The sequence below is a fragment of the Streptomyces fractus genome, from assembly GCF_049844455.1.
Classification (GTDB): Bacteria; Actinomycetota; Actinomycetes; order Streptomycetales; family Streptomycetaceae; genus Streptomyces; species Streptomyces fractus.
In genome coordinates, this window is sequence record NZ_JBMYHI010000002.1 from 4,010,966 (window position 1) to 4,029,017 (window position 18,052).

Genomic DNA, 18,052 nt, shown 5'->3' on the forward strand with positions numbered 1-18,052 from the left:
CGTCCGATATTCGGACCAGGGTCTCCGTTAGGAGGCCTGGCCGAAGATGTCGATACGGTCGCCCTCAGCGAGGGTCACGATGGCGCGCTTGGTGTCGGCACGCTTGCCGAACCCGGTGCGCGTACGCTTCCGCTTGCCCTGACGGTTGATCGTGTTGACGCCGGTGACCTTGACCGAGAAGACCGCCTCGACGGCCTGCTTGATCTGGGTCTTGTTGGCGCCGGGGGCCACGACGAACGTGTACTTGCCCTCGTCGAGAAGCGCGTACGACTTCTCGGAGACGACCGGCTTGACGAGGACGTCGCGCGGGTCCGAGAAGGACTTGCTCAGCGGCGTGGGCTCAACGGCGATCTTGCCCTCGGTCGCGATGCGCTTCGCCTTGGCGACGCGCGCGGCCTTGGCGGCCTTGGCGGCCTTGGGCGCAATGCTCGGGTGACGCGTAGCCATCAGGCCTCGCTCCCTTCGGTGTCAGCGGCCTTGGGGCCAGACACGAAGGACTCGAAAGCGGCCTGGGTGAAGACCACGTCGTCCGAGACGAGAACGTCGTACGTGTTCAGCTGGCCCGGCTCCAGGATGTGGACCTGGGGCAGGTTGCGGGCGGAGAGCCACGCGGCCTCGTCGGCGCGGTCGGCGACCAGGAGCAGGTTCTTGCGCTCCGAGATCTTGCCGAACAGCGTCTTGGCGGCCTTCGTGGAGACCTCGCCCTCGACCACGCCGGAAACGACGTGGATACGAGCGTTGCGGGCCCGGTCGGTGAGGGCGTGACGCAGCGCGGCAGCCTTCATCTTCTTCGGGGTCCGCTGCGAGTAGTCACGCGGCACGGGGCCGTGGACGACGCCACCGCCGGCGAACTGCGGCGCACGGGTCGAGCCCTGACGGGCGCGGCCGGTGCCCTTCTGGCGGTACGGCTTCTTGCCACCGCCGCGGACTTCGCCACGGGTCTTGGTCTTGTGCGTGCCCTGACGGGCAGCGGCCAGCTGTGCGACGACGACCTGGTGGATCAGCGGAATGCTGATCTTCTCAACGTCGAAGATCTCCGCGGGGAGCTCGACGGACCCGGCCTTGTCGCCCGCCGGCGAAAGGATGTCAACAGTGCTCATCGGTTACCTCAGGCCCCCTTGGTCGCGGTACGGACCAGGACGAGGCCGCCGTTCGGACCAGGAACCGCGCCCTTGATGAGCAGCAGACCCTTCTCCGCGTCAACGGCGTGGACGGTCAGGTTCTGGGTGGTGACCCGCTCGTTGCCCATGCGGCCCGCCATGCGGGTGCCCTTGAACACACGGCCGGGGGTGGCGCAACCGCCGATGGAACCCGGCTTGCGGTGCACGCGGTGGGCACCGTGAGATGCCTTGCCACCAGCGAAGTTGTGGCGCTTCATGCCGCCGGCGAAGCCCTTGCCCTTGCTCTGGCCGGTCACGTCGACCTTGACGCCGCCATCGAACACCTCAGCGGTGATCTCCTGGCCGAGGGCGTACTCGCTGGCGTCAGCGGTACGGATCTCGACGAGGTGGCGACGGGGGGTGACATCGGCCTTGGCGAAGTGGCCCTTGAGGGGCTTGTTCACCTTGCGCGGGTCGATCTCGCCGAAGGCGAGCTGGACGGAGTCGTAACCGTCGACGTCGTTGGTGCGAACCTGGGTGATCACGTTCGGACCGGCCTTGACGACGGTGACCGGAACAACACGGTTGTTCTCGTCCCACACCTGCGTCATGCCGAGCTTCTCGCCCAGGATGCCCTTGATCGGCTTAGTCATCTTCAGATCACCGGCCCTCAGAGCTTGATCTCGATGTCGACGCCGGCCGGAAGGTCGAGTCGCATCAGGGAGTCAACGGTCTTCGGAGTCGGGTCGAGGATGTCGATGAGGCGCTTGTGCGTGCGCATCTCGAAGTGCTCGCGAGAGTCCTTGTACTTGTGCGGCGACTTGATGACGCAGTACACGTTCTTCTCGGTAGGCAGCGGCACCGGGCCCGCGACCGACGCACCAGTGCGGGTCACCGTCTCGACGATCTTCTTCGCCGAGGAGTCGATGACCTCGTGGTCGTAGGCCTTGAGCCGGATGCGGATCTTCTGTCCCGCCATGGCTACTTAGTAGTCCTGTCTCTCGTAACGCTCTGGAACCCGGGGGCCCTGTTTCACACTTCCTCCGCCCCACGCGGTCGGGCGTGTCGCAGTCCCGCTGACAGAAATATCCGCATGGATGTCCCTGCTAAGGGGTCTGCGGCCTGGACCGCATGTACACGGGGGAAGAAACCCACCGAGTGCCTGGCAGAGGAACCGCGCTGACGCTTCCCGAAAGATTCCCGTACGTCCGGCCGATTGCTACCCCGAGGGATAGATACAGCCGACGAGTACTGTGGGACTCGCTTCCGGTCCTCCCGGCGGGAGGCGCGCAGCATCGGCACTCAACCGAGCAACCCCGACAGTCTGCCATACAGGGCACGTCCGGGGCCAATCGAGCCGAAGAGAGTACCCCCTCAGTGACGAAGGTCAAACCAGGGGTGTCCGTGTCCCGAAGTGTCCCGCACACACGGAGCCCCCGGACCGGATCTCAGCGTCACCGGAACCCGGGCGTCCCATTGCCCCTCTGTTGAGGTGAACCACCTGAACAGAGGCGAGCGCCCCACCCCCGAACGCTGCCTCGGCAGCGAACGGAGTTGGCGCCATCGTGCGGGACAGACCTGCAACCCCCCATCCGTACACGGCCGTTGGGCACGGCCCGGCCCGCCGCAGCGCCCTCCTGGGCGTCGCCGCGCTCGCCGCCGCGGGCACCCTCTCCGCCTGCTCCCGCACCGCCCCCGCGCCGGCGCGCACCACCGCCCCCTCCCCCGCCACCGGCCGCACCGCCGCCCAGGCCGAGCGCGCCCTGCTGCTCCAGGTCCTCGCCCACCCCGACGACGACCTGTACTTCATGAACCCGGACGCCCGGCACGCCCTCGACGCGGGCACCCCGCTCGTCTGCGTCTACGTCACCGCGGGCGAGGCCGACGGCCGCAACAAGACGCCGGCCGACCGTTCCCCCGCCCCCGACAAGGCGGCCTACTCCTCGGCCCGCCACCAGGGTCTGCGCCAGTCGTACGCGACCCAACTCGGGCTGCCCGTCTTCACTCCCTGGACCACGACCGCGGTCCAGCTGCCCGGCGGCTTCCGGGTCGAGATCGACTCGCTCCAACACCGGCTCCACAGCGTCGAGTTGGTGCATCTGAACCTCGCCATGCACACGCCTGAGGGGCACATGGGCGTCCCCGCGCTCTGGCGCGAGCCCGGCCTCCTGCTGCGCACCCTCGTCCCCGTGGGCTCCCCGCTGCACACCGTCCAGACGTACGACAGCGAGTCCTTGGTCGACGTGCTCGTGGCGCTCTTCGAGCGGTACCGCCCCACCCTCGTGCACACCCTGGACCCGGACCCCGACATCCAGCACAGCGACCGGCTGACTCAGATACGCGACAGCGAGCAGCCGGGCTACTCCGACCACGCCGACCACACGGCCGTCGCCTGCTTCAGCTGGGCCGCGCTGATCCGCTGGGCGCAGCGGGCCAAGGGCGGGCCGCCCGCGTTCGCCGTGACCGCCTTCCGCGGCTACTACAACAACCACTGGCCGAAGAACCTGCCGCCGCGTGTCCTCACGGCGAAGGCCGCCCAGCTCGTCCCGTACGGCGCCGCCCCCGACTGGAGCTGCGGCAACCCCTCCGGCTGCGGCGACTACAACGTCGGCGGCGACCGCCCCCTCACCAACCGCAAGGGCTGGGTCCGCGCCACCCACTACCGCTACCCGGGGCCCCGGCTCGCCCTCGCCCCGGACGCCGACGGGCGGCTCACCGCGTACGGCGTGCTGGGACTGCGCGCGGTCCGGTACACCGAGAAGGACGGCGTGTTCGGCGCCCCGGCCGACCTCGGGGGCGGCCCGCTGGCGCCCGCCCTCACGGCCGTCACGCTCCCCGACGGCCGCCACCTCGTCATCGGCCTGCGCCTCGCGGCCGTCCAGAACGGCGCCGACGTGCGCGAGATCGTGGCCCTGGAACGGCAGGCGTGGAAGGGCCTCGGCAACCCGGAGAGCGATCCCGACCGCGGCCGCCGCATCGGCGTCCCGGTGGCTGTCGCCGCCCCGGACGGCCGCGTCCACCTCTTCGTACGCAATGCGGGGCAGGGCATCAGCACGCGCGTGCGCGACCGGTCCGGGGTCTGGTCCCCGTGGCGCGAGCTCGGCGGCGGCCCGGTCCAGGACGGCCTCACGGCGGTCGTCGGCGACGACGACCAGGTGCACGTGTACGCGCCTGGGCGCGACACCGTCCACCACTGGACCCCGGACGGTCCCGCGCCGCTGTCGGGCCTGCCCACGCCCGCTGACGCCGTCGCCGCGTCCGGTGGGCGTCTCTACTACCGTCCGCCCGCCTCCGCCGCGCTGCTGGCCACTGGCGGCCCGCGCGTCGACTTCCCCGGCTACGGGCCGGTGGCGGCAGCGGGCACGTACCTCCTCGGCCGTGACACCGACGGCACCATCGGGCTGCACCACGCGGGCCGCACCATCCGCCCGAGCGCGCCGCCGACCACCCTGGACGGCCCGGCCCTCGCCCTGACCTCCCGCGGCCCCACCGCCGCGGGCCTCTCCCCCGACGCCCGCCCGTGGCTGTGGCGGCCCACGCAGGCGCGCGCCTGACGACGCGCGGACAGCAGAAAGGGCCCGTACGACCGAAGTCGTACGGGCCCTCTCAGGTGCTCTAGGAGCAGGTGCTCTAGGAGCTACCAGGTATCAAGCCCCGAAGGGACTCAACAGGTAAGCGATGCTTACTTGTTGATCTTGGTGACCTGGCCGGCGCCCACGGTCCGGCCACCCTCACGGATGGCGAACTTCAGGCCCTCTTCCATGGCGACCGGCTGGATGAGCTGGACGGACATCTCGGTGTTGTCGCCCGGCATGACCATCTCGGTGCCCTCGGGGAGGGTCACAACGCCCGTCACGTCCGTCGTACGGAAGTAGAACTGCGGACGGTAGTTGTTGAAGAACGGCGTGTGGCGGCCACCCTCGTCCTTGGACAGGATGTAGGCCTGGGCCTCGAACTCGGTGTGCGGCGTGACCGAACCGGGCTTGATGATGACCTGGCCGCGCTCGACGTCCTCGCGCTTGATGCCACGGAGGAGCAGACCGACGTTCTCACCGGCCTGACCCTCGTCGAGCAGCTTGCGGAACATCTCGATGCCGGTGACCGTGGTGGTGGTCTTCTCGGTCTTGATGCCGATGATGTCGACGGTCTCGTTGACCTTGAGGATGCCACGCTCGATACGACCGGTGACGACGGTGCCACGACCGGTGATCGTGAAGACGTCCTCGATCGGCATCAGGAACGGCTTGTCGACGTCACGCTCGGGGGCCGGGATGGCCTCGTCGACGGCCTTCATCAGGTTGAGGACGGACTCGCCCCACTCCTTGTCGCCCTCGAGCGCCTTGAGCGCCGAGACCTTGATGACCGGGACGTCGTCGCCCGGGAACTCGTACTCGGAGAGGAGCTCACGGACCTCGAGCTCGACGAGCTCCAGGATCTCCTCGTCGTCCACCATGTCGGCCTTGTTCAGGGCGACGACGATGTACGGAACGCCGACCTGGCGGGCCAGGAGCACGTGCTCCTTGGTCTGCGGCATCGGGCCGTCGGTGGCGGCGACCACGAGGATGGCGCCGTCCATCTGCGCGGCACCCGTGATCATGTTCTTGATGTAGTCCGCGTGACCCGGGCAGTCGACGTGGGCGTAGTGACGCGCCTCCGTCTGGTACTCGACGTGCGCGATCGAGATCGTGATACCGCGCTGGCGCTCCTCAGGAGCCTTGTCGATCTGGTCGAAGGCCGAGGCCTCGTTCAGGTCGGGGTACGCGTCGTGCAGCACCTTGGTAATGGCGGCCGTGAGGGTCGTCTTACCGTGGTCAATGTGACCGATGGTGCCGATGTTGACGTGCGGCTTAGTCCGCTCGAACTTCGCCTTCGCCACTGGGTCCTCCTGTGGAGTGGTTCTGTACGCCTTGCTTCATCGGCGCCAGGTGATCTTTGCTGGAAAGCCGGGACCTCGGGGCATTTCGCGGTGGTTGCCGGGAAATGCCCCAAGAGCTCCGGAGTCAAGCCTAAAGCGTGAACTCGAGTGAGTTACTCGCCCTTGGCCTTCGCGATGATCTCCTCGGCGACGTTCCGCGGAACCTCGGCGTAGGAGTCGAACTGCATCGAGTAGCTCGCGCGACCCGACGTCTTGCTGCGGAGGTCGCCGACGTAGCCGAACATCTCCGACAGCGGAACCAGGCCCTTCACGAGACGGGCACCGGCGCGCTCCTCCATGGCCTGAATCTGGCCACGGCGGGAGTTCACGTCACCGATGACCTCGCCCATGTAGTCCTCGGGCGTGGTGACCTCAACGGCCATCATCGGCTCGAGGAGCACGGGACCGGCCTTGCGCGCGGCCTCCTTGAACGCCTGCGAACCGGCGATCTTGAAGGCGAGCTCGGAGGAGTCGACCTCGTGGAAGGCACCGTCGAGCAGCGTGATGCGGACACCGGTCATCTCGTAACCGGCGAGGATGCCGAACTGCATGGCCTCCTGGCAGCCGGCGTCGACCGAAGGGATGTACTCCTTCGGGATACGACCACCGGTGACCTTGTTCACGAACTCGTAACTCGCGTCGCCACCCTCGATCGGCTCGATCGAGATCTGCACCTTGGCGAACTGACCGGTACCACCGGTCTGCTTCTTGTGCGTGAAGTCGACCTTGTCCACCGTCTTGCGGATGGTCTCGCGGTACGCGACCTGCGGCTTGCCGACGTTGGCCTCGACCTTGAACTCCCGCTTCATGCGGTCGACAAGGACGTCGAGGTGGAGCTCACCCATACCACCGATGATGGTCTGGCCGGTCTCCTCGTCCGAGTGCACCTGGAAGGAGGGGTCCTCCTCCGCGAGACGCTGGATGGCGACACCCAGCTTCTCCTGGTCACCCTTGGACTTGGGCTCGATGGCGACCTGAATGACCGGCGCCGGGAAGTCCATGGACTCCAGGATGACCGGGTGCTTGTCGTCGGACAGCGTCTCACCGGTGGTGGTCTGCTTCAGGCCCATGACGGCGACGATGTCACCGGCGCCCACCGACGCGATCTCCTCACGCTTGTTCGCGTGCATACGGTAGATCTTGCCGATGCGCTCCTTCTTGCCCTTGACGGAGTTCAGCACCGCGGTGCCGGCCTCCAGGCGACCCGAGTAAACCCGGATGAAGGTGAGCTTGCCCAGGTGCGGGTCGCTCGCGATCTTGAAGGCGAGGGCCGACAGCGGCTCGTCCTCGGACGGCTTGCGCGCGATGACCTTCTCCGGGTCCTTCACGTCGTGACCCTCGATGGAGTCGACGTCAAGGGGAGTCGGCAGGTAGCGCACGACCGCGTCGAGCAGGGGCTGAACGCCCTTGTTCTTGAACGCGGTACCGCAGAACACCGGGGTGACCGTGGTGCCGTCGGACTTGCCGGACGCGATGGTGATACGACGGATCGCGGCGTACATCTGCTCCACAGAGGGCTCCTGGCCCTCCAGGTACAGCTCCATGATCTCTTCGTCGTTCTCCGCGACGGCCTCAAGGAGCTTGCCGCGGTACTCGTCCGCAGCCTCCTTGTGCGTGTCGGGGATCTCGACGGTGTCGTAGGCCTCGCCCTTGGCGGCCTCGGCCGACCAGACGTACGCCTTCATCGTGACGAGGTCGACGACACCCTGGAAGTCGGCCTCGGCCCCGATGGGGAGCTGCATGACGAGCGGCTGGGCGCCCAGGCGGTCCGAGATCATGTCCACGCAGCGGTGGAACTCGGCGCCGGTACGGTCCAGCTTGTTGACGAAGCAGATGCGCGGCACGCCGTAACGGTCGGCCTGACGCCACACCGTCTCGGACTGCGGCTCAACACCGGCGACACCGTCGAACACCGTCACGGCACCATCGAGCACACGCAGGGAGCGCTCCACCTCAACGGTGAAGTCGACGTGCCCGGGGGTGTCGATGATGTTGATCGTGTAGTCGTTGTCCTCGAGCGGCCAGTGGCAAGTGGTGGCAGCAGACGTGATCGTGATGCCACGCTCCTGCTCCTGCTCCATCCAGTCCATCGTGGCGGCGCCGTCGTGGACCTCACCGATCTTGTACGAGACGCCGGTGTAGAACAGGATCCGCTCAGTGGTGGTCGTCTTGCCCGCGTCGATGTGGGCCATGATGCCGATGTTTCGGACCTTGGCCAGGTCAAGTGAAGTGGTAGCCATAAGGCTTCAGTCTTCTCTCGGTCTCGATGTGGGTTGCGACTACCAGCGGTAGTGCGCGAAGGCCTTGTTGGACTCGGCCATCTTGTGCGTGTCCTCGCGCTTCTTGACGGCAGCACCGAGGCCGTTCGAGGCGTCGAGCAGCTCGTTCGTCAGACGCTCGGTCATCGTCTTCTCGCGACGGGCGCGCGAGTAGCCGACGAGCCAGCGGAGCGCGAGGGTGTTGGCGCGGCCGGGCTTGACCTCAATCGGAACCTGGTAGGTCGCGCCACCGACACGGCGGGACTTGACCTCGAGGGTCGGCTTGATGTTCTCCAGCGCGCGCTTCAGCGTGATGACCGGGTCATTGCTGGTCTTCTCGCGCAGGCCCTCCATGGCGCCGTACACGATGCGCTCGGCGGTGGAGCGCTTGCCGTTCAGCAGCACCTTGTTGATGAGGGAGGTCACCAGAGGAGAACCGTAGACCGGGTCGATGATGACCGGGCGCTTCGGGGCGGGGCCCTTACGAGGCATTCTTACTTCTCCTTCTTGGCGCCGTAGCGGCTGCGGGCCTGCTTGCGGTTCTTGACACCCTGGGTGTCAAGCGAACCGCGGATGATCTTGTAACGAACACCGGGCAGGTCCTTCACACGGCCGCCGCGCACGAGCACGATGGAGTGCTCCTGCAGGTTGTGTCCCTCACCCGGAATGTAGGCCGTGACCTCGATGCCGCTGGTCAGACGCACACGCGCGACCTTACGGAGGGCCGAGTTCGGCTTCTTCGGGGTGGTCGTGAACACACGCGTGCAGACGCCACGGCGCTGGGGCGAACCCTCAAGCGCGGGCGTCTTGTTCTTCTCGACCTTGTCCTGCCGGCCCTTCCGGACCAGCTGCTGGATCGTAGGCACTACTTCTCCGGTTTCTGTGTGCCGAGTAGTAAAGCTAACCTGGAACTTTCCCGACCCACGCGGTCGGGTGTGTCGAATACTGCAGACCCCCACCGAAGGCGGGAAGGCAACAGATTGCGGTGGCCGGATCGGACTCGCCGTGCGGCTGATGACACGCACACGAGCCCAGGCACACCCCAGGCACAAGGTCTGAGCGTACCTATCTCATACGCTGTGGTCAAAACAAATACCCCGGAGCCAGGACACGCCGGGCGTGCTGCTACGGATGCGCGGCCGCAGAAGCGACGATCACGACGAAGATCAGGGCCCAGAAAGCCAGGGAAAGCCACCCGAGCACCAGCCCGCCGACCGCCATCCCGTCGCCGGACTCGCCCCGCTCCCGGATCTCCTTGCGCGCCATGTGCCCCAGGATCACGGCAGGGACAGCCGAGACCCCCACGCTGAAGAACGTGCCCACACCGCACACCAGCGCCCCGATCGCCTTCCCGTTGGTCGGCGGGGGCGGCGGGGGCAACGGCAGGAACGTCCGGGGCACACCCACCATCTGCTGCTGGGGCGCAGGACCCTGCGGCAGATCGGCGACGAGCATGGCCAGCTCCCCCACCGTGCGCGCCTGGTAGGCCCGCTCGATCCGCTTCTCGTACTCGCCCTGCTGCAGCCGCCCCTCGGCGAACCCGGCGCGGAGCACGTCGACGGCGCGCTCCCGGTCCGCGTGCGCGGCCAGCATCGACGGCTGATGACCCTGCGGGCCCGGCCACGGGGCCGGCTGCCACGACGGATTCGACACGAGACCACTCCCCCGGGACCCGGACATGTTGTGGCGTCCATCATGCGCCAACACGCCGCAGGGCGGCCACCCCGGTTCTACCCGGAGTGACCGCCCTGCGGTTTCAAGCGGCTTCTCGCCTACTGGTTGTACGGACCGTAGTCGTAGTCCTCCAGCGGAACGGCCTGGCCGGAGCCGGTGCCGAACGGCGAGTAGTCGATGTCGTCGTAGCCGACGGCCGAGTACATCGCGGCCTTGGCCTCCTCGGTGGGCTCCACCCGGATGTTGCGGTAGCGGGACAGACCCGTACCGGCCGGGATGAGCTTACCGATGATGACGTTCTCCTTGAGGCCGATGAGGCTGTCGGACTTGGCGTTGATCGCCGCATCCGTCAGGACTCGGGTCGTCTCCTGGAAGGAGGCGGCCGACAGCCAGGATTCCGTCGCCAGCGAGGCCTTGGTGATACCCATCAGCTGCGGACGGCCGGAGGCGGGGTGACCGCCCTCGGTGACCACACGACGGTTCTCGCCCTCGAACTTCGAGCGCTCGACCAGCTCGCCCGGCAGCAGCTCCGCGTCGCCGGACTCGATGATCGTCACGCGGCGCAGCATCTGCCGGATGATGATCTCGATGTGCTTGTCGTGGATCGACACACCCTGCGAGTTGTAGACCTTCTGGACCTCGCCGACCAGGTGCACCTGCACCGCACGCTGGCCGAGGATGCGCAGCACGTCGTGCGGGTTGGTGGCACCCACGGTCAGCTTCTGGCCGACCTCGACGTGGTCGCCCTCGCCCACCAGGAGACGGGCACGCTTCGAGATCGGGAACGCCGTCTCGTCGCTGCCGTCGTCCGGGGTGACGACGAGCTTCTTGGTCTTCTCGGTCTCCTCGATGCGGACACGGCCCGCGGCCTCGGAGATCGGGGCGACACCCTTCGGCGTACGAGCCTCGAAGAGCTCGACGACACGGGGCAGACCCTGGGTGATGTCGTCACCTGCCACACCACCGGTGTGGAAGGTACGCATCGTCAGCTGGGTACCGGGCTCACCGATGGACTGGGCGGCGATGATGCCGACCGCCTCACCGATGTCGACCAGCTTGCCGGTGGCCAGCGAGCGGCCGTAGCAGAAGGCACAGGTGCCGACCGCGGACTCACAGGTGAGCACCGAGCGGGTCTTGACGATCTCGACGCCGTGGGCGACGAGGGCGTCGATGAGCACGTCACCCAGGTCGACGTTGGCCGGCGCGATGACCTTGCCGTCGACGACGATGTCCTCGGCGAGCATGCGGGCGTAGACGCTGGTCTCGACGTCCTCGGTCTTGCGCAGCACGCCGTCGGCGCCACGCTCCGCGATCTGGAGCTTGAGGCCACGGTCGGTGCCGCAGTCCTCCTCGCGAATGATGACGTCCTGCGAGACGTCCACCAGACGACGGGTCAGGTAACCCGAGTCGGCGGTACGCAGGGCGGTGTCCGCCAGACCCTTACGAGCACCGTGAGTCGAGATGAAGTACTCGAGCACCGAAAGGCCTTCGCGGAACGAAGCCTTGATCGGGCGCGGGATCGTCTCGTTCTTGGCGTTCGACACCAGACCACGCATACCCGCGATCTGACGCATCTGCATCATGTTTCCTCGGGCACCCGAGTCAACCATCATGAAGATGGGGTTGGTCTTCGGGAAGTTCGCGTTCATCGCCTCGGAGACCTCGTTGGTCGCCTTGGTCCAGATCGCGATGAGCTCCTGAGTGCGCTCTTCCTTCGTGATGAGACCGCGCTCGTACTGCTTCTGGACCTTCTCGTCCTGAGCCTCGTACCCGGCGACGATCGCCTTCTTCGCCTCGGGAACGACGACGTCGGAGATGGCCACGGTGACACCGGAGCGCGTGCCCCAGTAGAAGCCGGCCGCCTTCAGGTTGTCGAGCGTCGCCGCCACGATGACCTTGGGGTAGCGCTCCGCCAGGTCGTTGACGATCTCGCCGAGCTGCTTCTTGCCCACCGAGTAGTCGACGAACGGGTAGTCCTCGGGCAGCAGCTCGTTGAAGAGCGCGCGGCCCAGGGTCGTCCGCAGCCGGAAGCTGTCGCCCGGCTGGTACTCGGGCTCACCCTCCTCGACGGGCGGCGGGGTCCAGCCGCGCGGCGGCATGGTGCCCACCGGGAAGCGGATGTCGACGGACGACTGGAGAGCCAGCTCGCCGGCGTCGAACGCCATGGTCGCCTCGGCCGTGGAGCCGAACGCGCGGCCCTCGCCCTTGACGTCACGGAGCTCACCGTCGGTGGTGAGGAAGAACAGACCGAGGACCATGTCCTGGGTCGGCATCGTCACCGGACGGCCGTCGGCGGGCTTGAGGATGTTGTTCGAGGACAGCATCAGGATGCGGGCCTCGGCCTGCGCCTCCGCGGAGAGCGGCAGGTGCACGGCCATCTGGTCACCGTCGAAGTCCGCGTTGAACGCGGTGCAGACGAGCGGATGGATCTGAATGGCCTTGCCCTCGACCAGCTGCGGCTCGAAGGCCTGGATGCCGAGGCGGTGCAGCGTCGGCGCACGGTTCAGGAGAACCGGGTGCTCGGCGATGACCTCTTCCAGGACGTCGTACACGACCGTGCGGCCGCGCTCGACCATGCGCTTCGCCGACTTGATGTTCTGCGCGTGGTTGAGGTCAACCAGGCGCTTCATCACGAACGGCTTGAAGAGCTCCAGTGCCATGGCCTTCGGGAGACCACACTGGTGCAGCTTCAGCTGCGGGCCGACGACGATCACGGAACGCGCGGAGTAGTCCACGCGCTTACCGAGAAGGTTCTGACGGAAACGACCCTGCTTGCCCTTGAGCATGTCGCTCAGGGACTTCAGCGGGCGGTTACCCGGACCGGTGACCGGGCGACCACGACGACCGTTGTCGAAGAGGGCGTCCACGGCCTCCTGGAGCATGCGCTTCTCGTTGTTCACGATGATCTCGGGCGCACCGAGGTCGAGAAGGCGCTTCAGGCGGTTGTTGCGGTTGATGACGCGGCGGTACAGGTCGTTCAGGTCGGAGGTCGCGAAGCGGCCACCGTCCAGCTGCACCATCGGACGCAGGTCCGGCGGGATGACCGGCACGCAGTCGAGCACCATGCCCTTGGGGCTGTTGCTGGTCTGCAGGAACGCGGAGACGACCTTGAGGCGCTTGAGCGCACGGGTCTTCTTCTGGCCCTTGCCGGTACGGATGATCTCGCGGAGGCGCTCGGCCTCCTCCTCGAGGTCGAAGGTCTCCAGACGCTTCTGCAGCGCCGCGGCACCCATCGAACCGTCGAAGTACGTGCCGAAACGGTCACGCAGCTCGCGGTAGAGCAGCTCGTCGCCCTCGAGGTCCTGGACCTTGAGGTTCTTGAAGCGCGACCAGACCTCGTCCAGACGGTCGATCTCGCGCTGCGCACGGTCGCGCAGCTGCTTCATCTCGCGCTCGGCACCCTCGCGCACCTTGCGGCGCACGTCGGCCTTGGCGCCCTCGGCCTCGAGCTCGGCCAGGTCGGTCTCGAGCTTCTTGGCGCGGGCCTCCAGGTCGGAGTCGCGGCGGTTCTCGATCTGCTGACGCTCGACCTGGACGTGCGCCTCGAGGGAGGGCAGGTCGCGGGTACGGCGCTCCTCGTCGACGAACGTGATCATGTACGCCGCGAAGTAGATGACCTTCTCGAGGTCCTTCGGGGCGAGGTCGAGCAGGTAGCCCAGACGCGACGGGACGCCCTTGAAGTACCAGATGTGGGTGACGGGAGCGGCCAGCTCGATGTGACCCATCCGCTCACGACGCACCTTGGCGCGCGTGACCTCCACGCCGCAGCGCTCGCAGATGATGCCCTTGAAGCGGACGCGCTTGTACTTACCGCAGTAGCACTCCCAGTCCCGGGTCGGACCGAAGATCTTCTCGCAGAAGAGTCCGTCCTTCTCGGGCTTGAGGGTGCGGTAGTTGATGGTCTCGGGCTTCTTGACCTCGCCGTGGCTCCACTGACGGATGTCGTCAGCGGTGGCCAGACCGATCCGGAGCTCATCGAAGAAGTTGACGTCGAGCACTATGCGTCAATCCCTCTCAGGGTTGTAAGTCTGTGGTCTGAAACGGGGGTCGAGGGGTCGGTAGGGGCCCGTTGCCGGGCCCCTACCGGACTCCCGTCAGACCTCTTCGACGCTGCTCGGCTCGCGCCGGGACAGGTCGATGCCGAGCTCCTCCGCTGCGCGGAAGACGTCCTCGTCGGTGTCGCGCATCTCGATGGACATGCCGTCCGAGGACAGCACCTCCACGTTGAGGCACAGGGACTGCATTTCCTTGATGAGCACCTTGAAGGACTCGGGAATGCCGGGCTCGGGGATGTTCTCGCCCTTGACGATGGCCTCGTAGACCTTCACGCGGCCGGTGACGTCGTCGGACTTGATCGTCAGCAGCTCCTGGAGGGCGTAAGCGGCGCCGTACGCCTCCAGCGCCCACACCTCCATCTCACCGAAGCGCTGGCCACCGAACTGAGCCTTACCACCCAGCGGCTGCTGGGTGATCATCGAGTACGGGCCGGTCGACCGGGCGTGCAGCTTGTCGTCGACCAGGTGGTGCAGCTTGAGGATGTACATGTACCCGACCGAGATCGGGTCCGGGAACGGCTCGCCGGAGCGGCCGTCGAACAGCCTCGCCTTGCCGGACGGGAGGACCATGCGGTCGCCGTCACGGTTCGGCCGGGCGTTCTCGAGCAGACCCGCGAGCTCGTCCTCACGCGCACCGTCGAAGACCGGGGTCGCGACGTTCGTACGCGGCTCGACCTGGTCGGCGCCGATCGCCTGCAGGCTCTGGGCCCACTGCTCGCTGAGACCGGAGACGTCCCAGCCCTGGCTGGCGAGCCAGCCGAGGTGGATCTCCAGGACCTGTCCCGGGTTCATTCGGGACGGGACACCCAGCGGGTTGAGGATGATGTCGACCGGGGTGCCGTCCTCAAGGAACGGCATGTCCTCGATCGGGTTGATCTTGGAGATGACACCCTTGTTGCCGTGTCGGCCGGCCAGCTTGTCGCCGTCCGTGATCTTGCGCTTCTGCGCCACGTAGACACGAACCAGCTGGTTCACGCCCGGCGGCAGCTCGTCGCCCTCTTCACGGTCGAAGACGCGGACGCCGATGACCTTGCCGATCTCACCGTGCGGCACCTTCAGCGAGGTGTCGCGCACCTCGCGCGCCTTCTCACCGAAGATCGCGCGGAGCAGGCGCTCCTCCGGCGTCAGCTCGGTCTCACCCTTGGGCGTGACCTTGCCGACGAGGATGTCGCCGGCGACGACCTCGGCACCGATACGGATGATGCCGCGCTCGTCGAGGTCGGCGAGGACCTCCTCGGAGACGTTCGGGATGTCCCGGGTGATCTCCTCCGGGCCGAGCTTGGTGTCACGGGCGTCGACCTCGTGCTCCTCGATGTGGATCGAGGAGAGGACGTCGTCCTGCACGAGGCGCTGCGACAGGATGATCGCGTCCTCGTAGTTGTGACCCTCCCACGGCATGAACGCCACGAGCAGGTTCTTGCCGAGGGCCATCTCGCCCTCTTCGGTCGCGGGACCGTCGGCCAGGACCTGGCCGGTGATGATCCGCGCGCCCTCGTCCACGACGACCTTCTGGTTGACAGAAGTGCCCTGGTTCGAGCGGGAGAACTTGTGCAGGCGGTACGTGCTGTACGTGCCGTCGTCGTTGGCGGTGGTGATGTAGTCCGCGGAGACCTCCTGGACCACACCGTCCTTCTCGGCCTTGAGCACGTCGCCGGCGTCGGTGGCGCAGCGGTACTCCATGCCGGTGCCGACGAGCGGCGCCTCGGACTTAATCAGCGGCACGGCCTGACGCATCATGTTCGCGCCCATGAGGGCACGGTTGGCGTCGTCGTGCTCGAGGAACGGGATCATCGCGGTCGCGACCGACACCATCTGGCGCGGCGAGACGTCCATGTAGTCGACGTCGTCACCGGGGACGTAGTCGACCTCTCCGCCACGACGGCGGACCAGGACGCGGGCCTCGGCGAAACGCATGTCGTCGGACAGCGGCGCGTTGGCCTGCGCGATGACGAAGCGGTCCTCCTCGTCGGCGGTGAGGTAGTCCACCTCGTCGCCTACGACGCCCTCGGTCACCTTGCGGTACGGCGTCTCGATGAAGCCGAAGGGGTTGATCCGGCCGTACGAGGCGAGCGAACCGATGAGACCGATGTTGGGACCCTCAGGGGTCTCGATCGGGCACATGCGGCCGTAGTGCGAGGGGTGCACGTCTCGGACCTCGAAGCCCGCCCGCTCACGGGACAGACCACCCGGGCCGAGGGCGTTCAGACGACGCTTGTGCGTCAGCCCCGACAGCGGGTTGTTCTGGTCCATGAACTGGGACAGCTGCGAGGTGCCGAAGAACTCCTTGATCGACGCCACGACCGGGCGAATGTTGATCAGGGTCTGCGGCGTGATCGCCTCGACGTCCTGGGTCGTCATGCGCTCACGCACGACGCGCTCCATACGGGCGAGACCCGTACGGACCTGGTTCTGGATGAGCTCGCCGACGTTACGGATACGACGGTTGCCGAAGTGGTCGATGTCGTCGGTCTCGACGACGATCTCCCGGCCCGACTCGCCCACCGTCTCCGTCTCGCCCGCGTGAAGCTTCACGAGGTACTTGATGGAGGCGATGATGTCGTCGGTCGTGAGCACGCCGGCGTCCAGCGGCTCCTCGGCACCGAGCTTCTTGTTCACCTTGTAGCGGCCGACCTTCGCGAGGTCGTAGCGCTTCGGGTTGAAGTAGAGGTTCTCGAGCAGCGTCTGCGCGGCCTCACGGGTCGGGGGCTCGCCCGGACGCAGCTTGCGGTAGATGTCGAGCAGCGCGTCGTCCTGGCCCTGGGTGTGGTCCTTCTCCAGGGTGGCGCGCATGGACTCGTACTGGCCGAACTCCTCGAGGATCTGCTCGGTCGTCCAACCGAGAGCCTTCAGGAGAACGGTGACGGACTGCTTGCGCTTGCGGTCGATGCGCACACCGACCATGTCGCGCTTGTCGATCTCCATCTCCAGCCAGGCACCCCGGGACGGGATGATCTTGGCGGAGAAGATGTCCTTGTCGGACGTCTTGTCGATGGAGGAGTCGAAGTAGACACCCGGCGAGCGGACCAGCTGGGAAACAACGACACGCTCGGTGCCGTTGATGACGAAGGTGCCCTTGTTGGTCATGAGCGGGAAGTCGCCCATGAAGACCGTCTGGGACTTGATCTCGCCGGTCTCGTTGTTGGTGAACTCGGCCGTGACGAAGAGCGGGGCCGCGTACGTGAAGTCGCGCTCCTTGCACTCGTCGATCGAGTTCTTCGGGGGCTCGAAGCGGTGGTCGCGGAAGGTCAGGGACATCGACCCGGAGAAGTCCTCGATCGGGGAGATCTCCTCGAAGATCTCCTCCAGACCGGACTTCGTGGGGACGTCGTGACCCGACTCCAGAGCCTCCTCGACCCGACTCTGCCAAGCGGTGTTGCCGAGCAGCCAGTCAAAGCTCTCGGTCTGCAGCGCGAGCAGGTTGGGAACCTCGAGGGGCTCCTTGATCTTTGCAAAGGAGATGCGCAGCGGGGCGGTGCTGGCGCCGTTGTTCGTATTCGCGATCGAGGCGTTGCGCGAGGCGGCCAAGAGGGGGTCCTTCCGAGGGCTCGGACTCACTACGCGCGTACCGGTCCCAAGCCATACAACGGGACAGAGCCCCTGATCTGAATCTGGCTTGTAGCCAGGTCAGAGCCGGTTCAATCCACAGTGCTGAGGCGAGGGCATGCCCCTGGTGACGGGCAGGGAGCAGCTAACAGGCAGCGCAAAGGGACAGTGTAGCCAGAAGGCCCACTGATGTCCAGTGCGGGTTTTTTGAGACCCTCGTTGTTCTCAACCGTTCACCGTCTGCGGCGTTCCCTGTGCGCTGAGCGCACATCCTTACTGCCCTCTTCGCCGTCGATCCATGCCTCGGATCCGGATCGTTGTGACGACGCGTCCTGAGAATTGCGCGCTGCGTGCTGTTCGTCAAGGCCCCCTCTTGGCCGAACAGGGGTGGCGCCAGGCACAACGAAGATCACCATACTCTGCGCGCCCGACAGCGCAAGGCACCCTCGGCCTGCGATCCGGACAACGCCGAAGGGCGACCACCCAGTTGGGTGATCGCCCTTCGGT

General features: G+C 66.8%; 12 protein-coding genes. 1 reads left to right on the forward strand and 11 read right to left on the reverse strand.

Annotated elements, in window-relative coordinates:
- Window positions 1-27 precede the first annotated feature (27 nt).
- Genes rplW through rpsJ form a run of 4 tightly spaced genes read right to left on the reverse strand, consistent with a single transcriptional unit; the run spans window position 28 to window position 2,079 of the window.
- On the reverse strand, window positions 28-447 hold the full coding sequence (gene rplW / locus ACP4E5_RS19940) for a 50S ribosomal protein L23 (protein WP_422474680.1): 420 nt from the start codon (window positions 445-447) through the stop codon (window positions 28-30).
- Window positions 447-1,100, reverse strand: a complete 654-nt coding sequence (gene rplD, locus ACP4E5_RS19945) for a 50S ribosomal protein L4 (protein ID WP_425830577.1) — start codon at window positions 1,098-1,100, stop codon at window positions 447-449. Before rplD ends, rplW begins: the two co-directional genes overlap by 1 nt.
- Before the next feature lie 8 nt (window positions 1,101-1,108).
- Window positions 1,109-1,753: a 50S ribosomal protein L3 gene (gene rplC, locus ACP4E5_RS19950; RefSeq protein WP_425830579.1), complete on the reverse strand. Its 645-nt coding sequence runs from the start codon at window positions 1,751-1,753 to the stop codon at window positions 1,109-1,111.
- Between the two features lie 17 nt (window positions 1,754-1,770).
- The gene (gene rpsJ, locus ACP4E5_RS19955) at window positions 1,771-2,079 is read right to left on the reverse strand and encodes a 30S ribosomal protein S10 (RefSeq protein WP_003948644.1); all 309 of its coding nucleotides are present in this window, start codon (window positions 2,077-2,079) and stop codon (window positions 1,771-1,773) included.
- Between the two features lie 586 nt (window positions 2,080-2,665).
- Between rpsJ and ACP4E5_RS19960 the strand changes: the two genes are divergently transcribed.
- The gene (locus ACP4E5_RS19960) at window positions 2,666-4,654 is read left to right on the forward strand and encodes a PIG-L family deacetylase (protein WP_425830581.1); all 1,989 of its coding nucleotides are present in this window, start codon (window positions 2,666-2,668) and stop codon (window positions 4,652-4,654) included.
- A gap of 128 nt (window positions 4,655-4,782) precedes the next feature.
- On the opposite strand, the gene tuf is transcribed toward ACP4E5_RS19960, so the two are convergent.
- The 7 genes from tuf to rpoB form a co-directional block, all read right to left on the reverse strand.
- Entirely contained in the window at window positions 4,783-5,976 is a 1,194-nt protein-coding gene (tuf, locus tag ACP4E5_RS19965; RefSeq protein WP_425830583.1) for an elongation factor Tu, read from the reverse strand.
- A 152-nt stretch (window positions 5,977-6,128) separates the two neighbouring features.
- On the reverse strand, window positions 6,129-8,255 hold the full coding sequence (gene fusA, locus ACP4E5_RS19970; RefSeq protein WP_425830585.1) for an elongation factor G: 2,127 nt from the start codon (window positions 8,253-8,255) through the stop codon (window positions 6,129-6,131).
- A 39-nt stretch (window positions 8,256-8,294) separates the two neighbouring features.
- Window positions 8,295-8,765: a 30S ribosomal protein S7 gene (gene rpsG, locus ACP4E5_RS19975; RefSeq protein WP_266713060.1), complete on the reverse strand. Its 471-nt coding sequence runs from the start codon at window positions 8,763-8,765 to the stop codon at window positions 8,295-8,297.
- A 2-nt stretch (window positions 8,766-8,767) separates the two neighbouring features.
- Window positions 8,768-9,139 (reverse strand): 30S ribosomal protein S12, encoded by a 372-nt coding sequence (gene rpsL, locus ACP4E5_RS19980; RefSeq protein ID WP_003948652.1) that lies wholly within the window; start codon window positions 9,137-9,139, stop codon window positions 8,768-8,770.
- 259 nt (window positions 9,140-9,398) lie between these two features.
- Window positions 9,399-9,926 carry a DUF1707 and DUF4190 domain-containing protein gene (locus ACP4E5_RS19985; protein WP_425830588.1) on the reverse strand — a complete coding sequence of 176 codons (528 nt, stop codon included), beginning with the start codon at window positions 9,924-9,926 and terminating at the stop codon, window positions 9,399-9,401.
- 119 nt (window positions 9,927-10,045) lie between these two features.
- Window positions 10,046-13,945: a DNA-directed RNA polymerase subunit beta' gene (locus tag ACP4E5_RS19990; protein ID WP_425830590.1), complete on the reverse strand. Its 3,900-nt coding sequence runs from the start codon at window positions 13,943-13,945 to the stop codon at window positions 10,046-10,048.
- Between the two features lie 96 nt (window positions 13,946-14,041).
- Entirely contained in the window at window positions 14,042-17,527 is a 3,486-nt protein-coding gene (gene rpoB, locus ACP4E5_RS19995; protein WP_425830592.1) for a DNA-directed RNA polymerase subunit beta, read from the reverse strand.
- Between the last annotated feature and the right edge of the window lie 525 nt (window positions 17,528-18,052).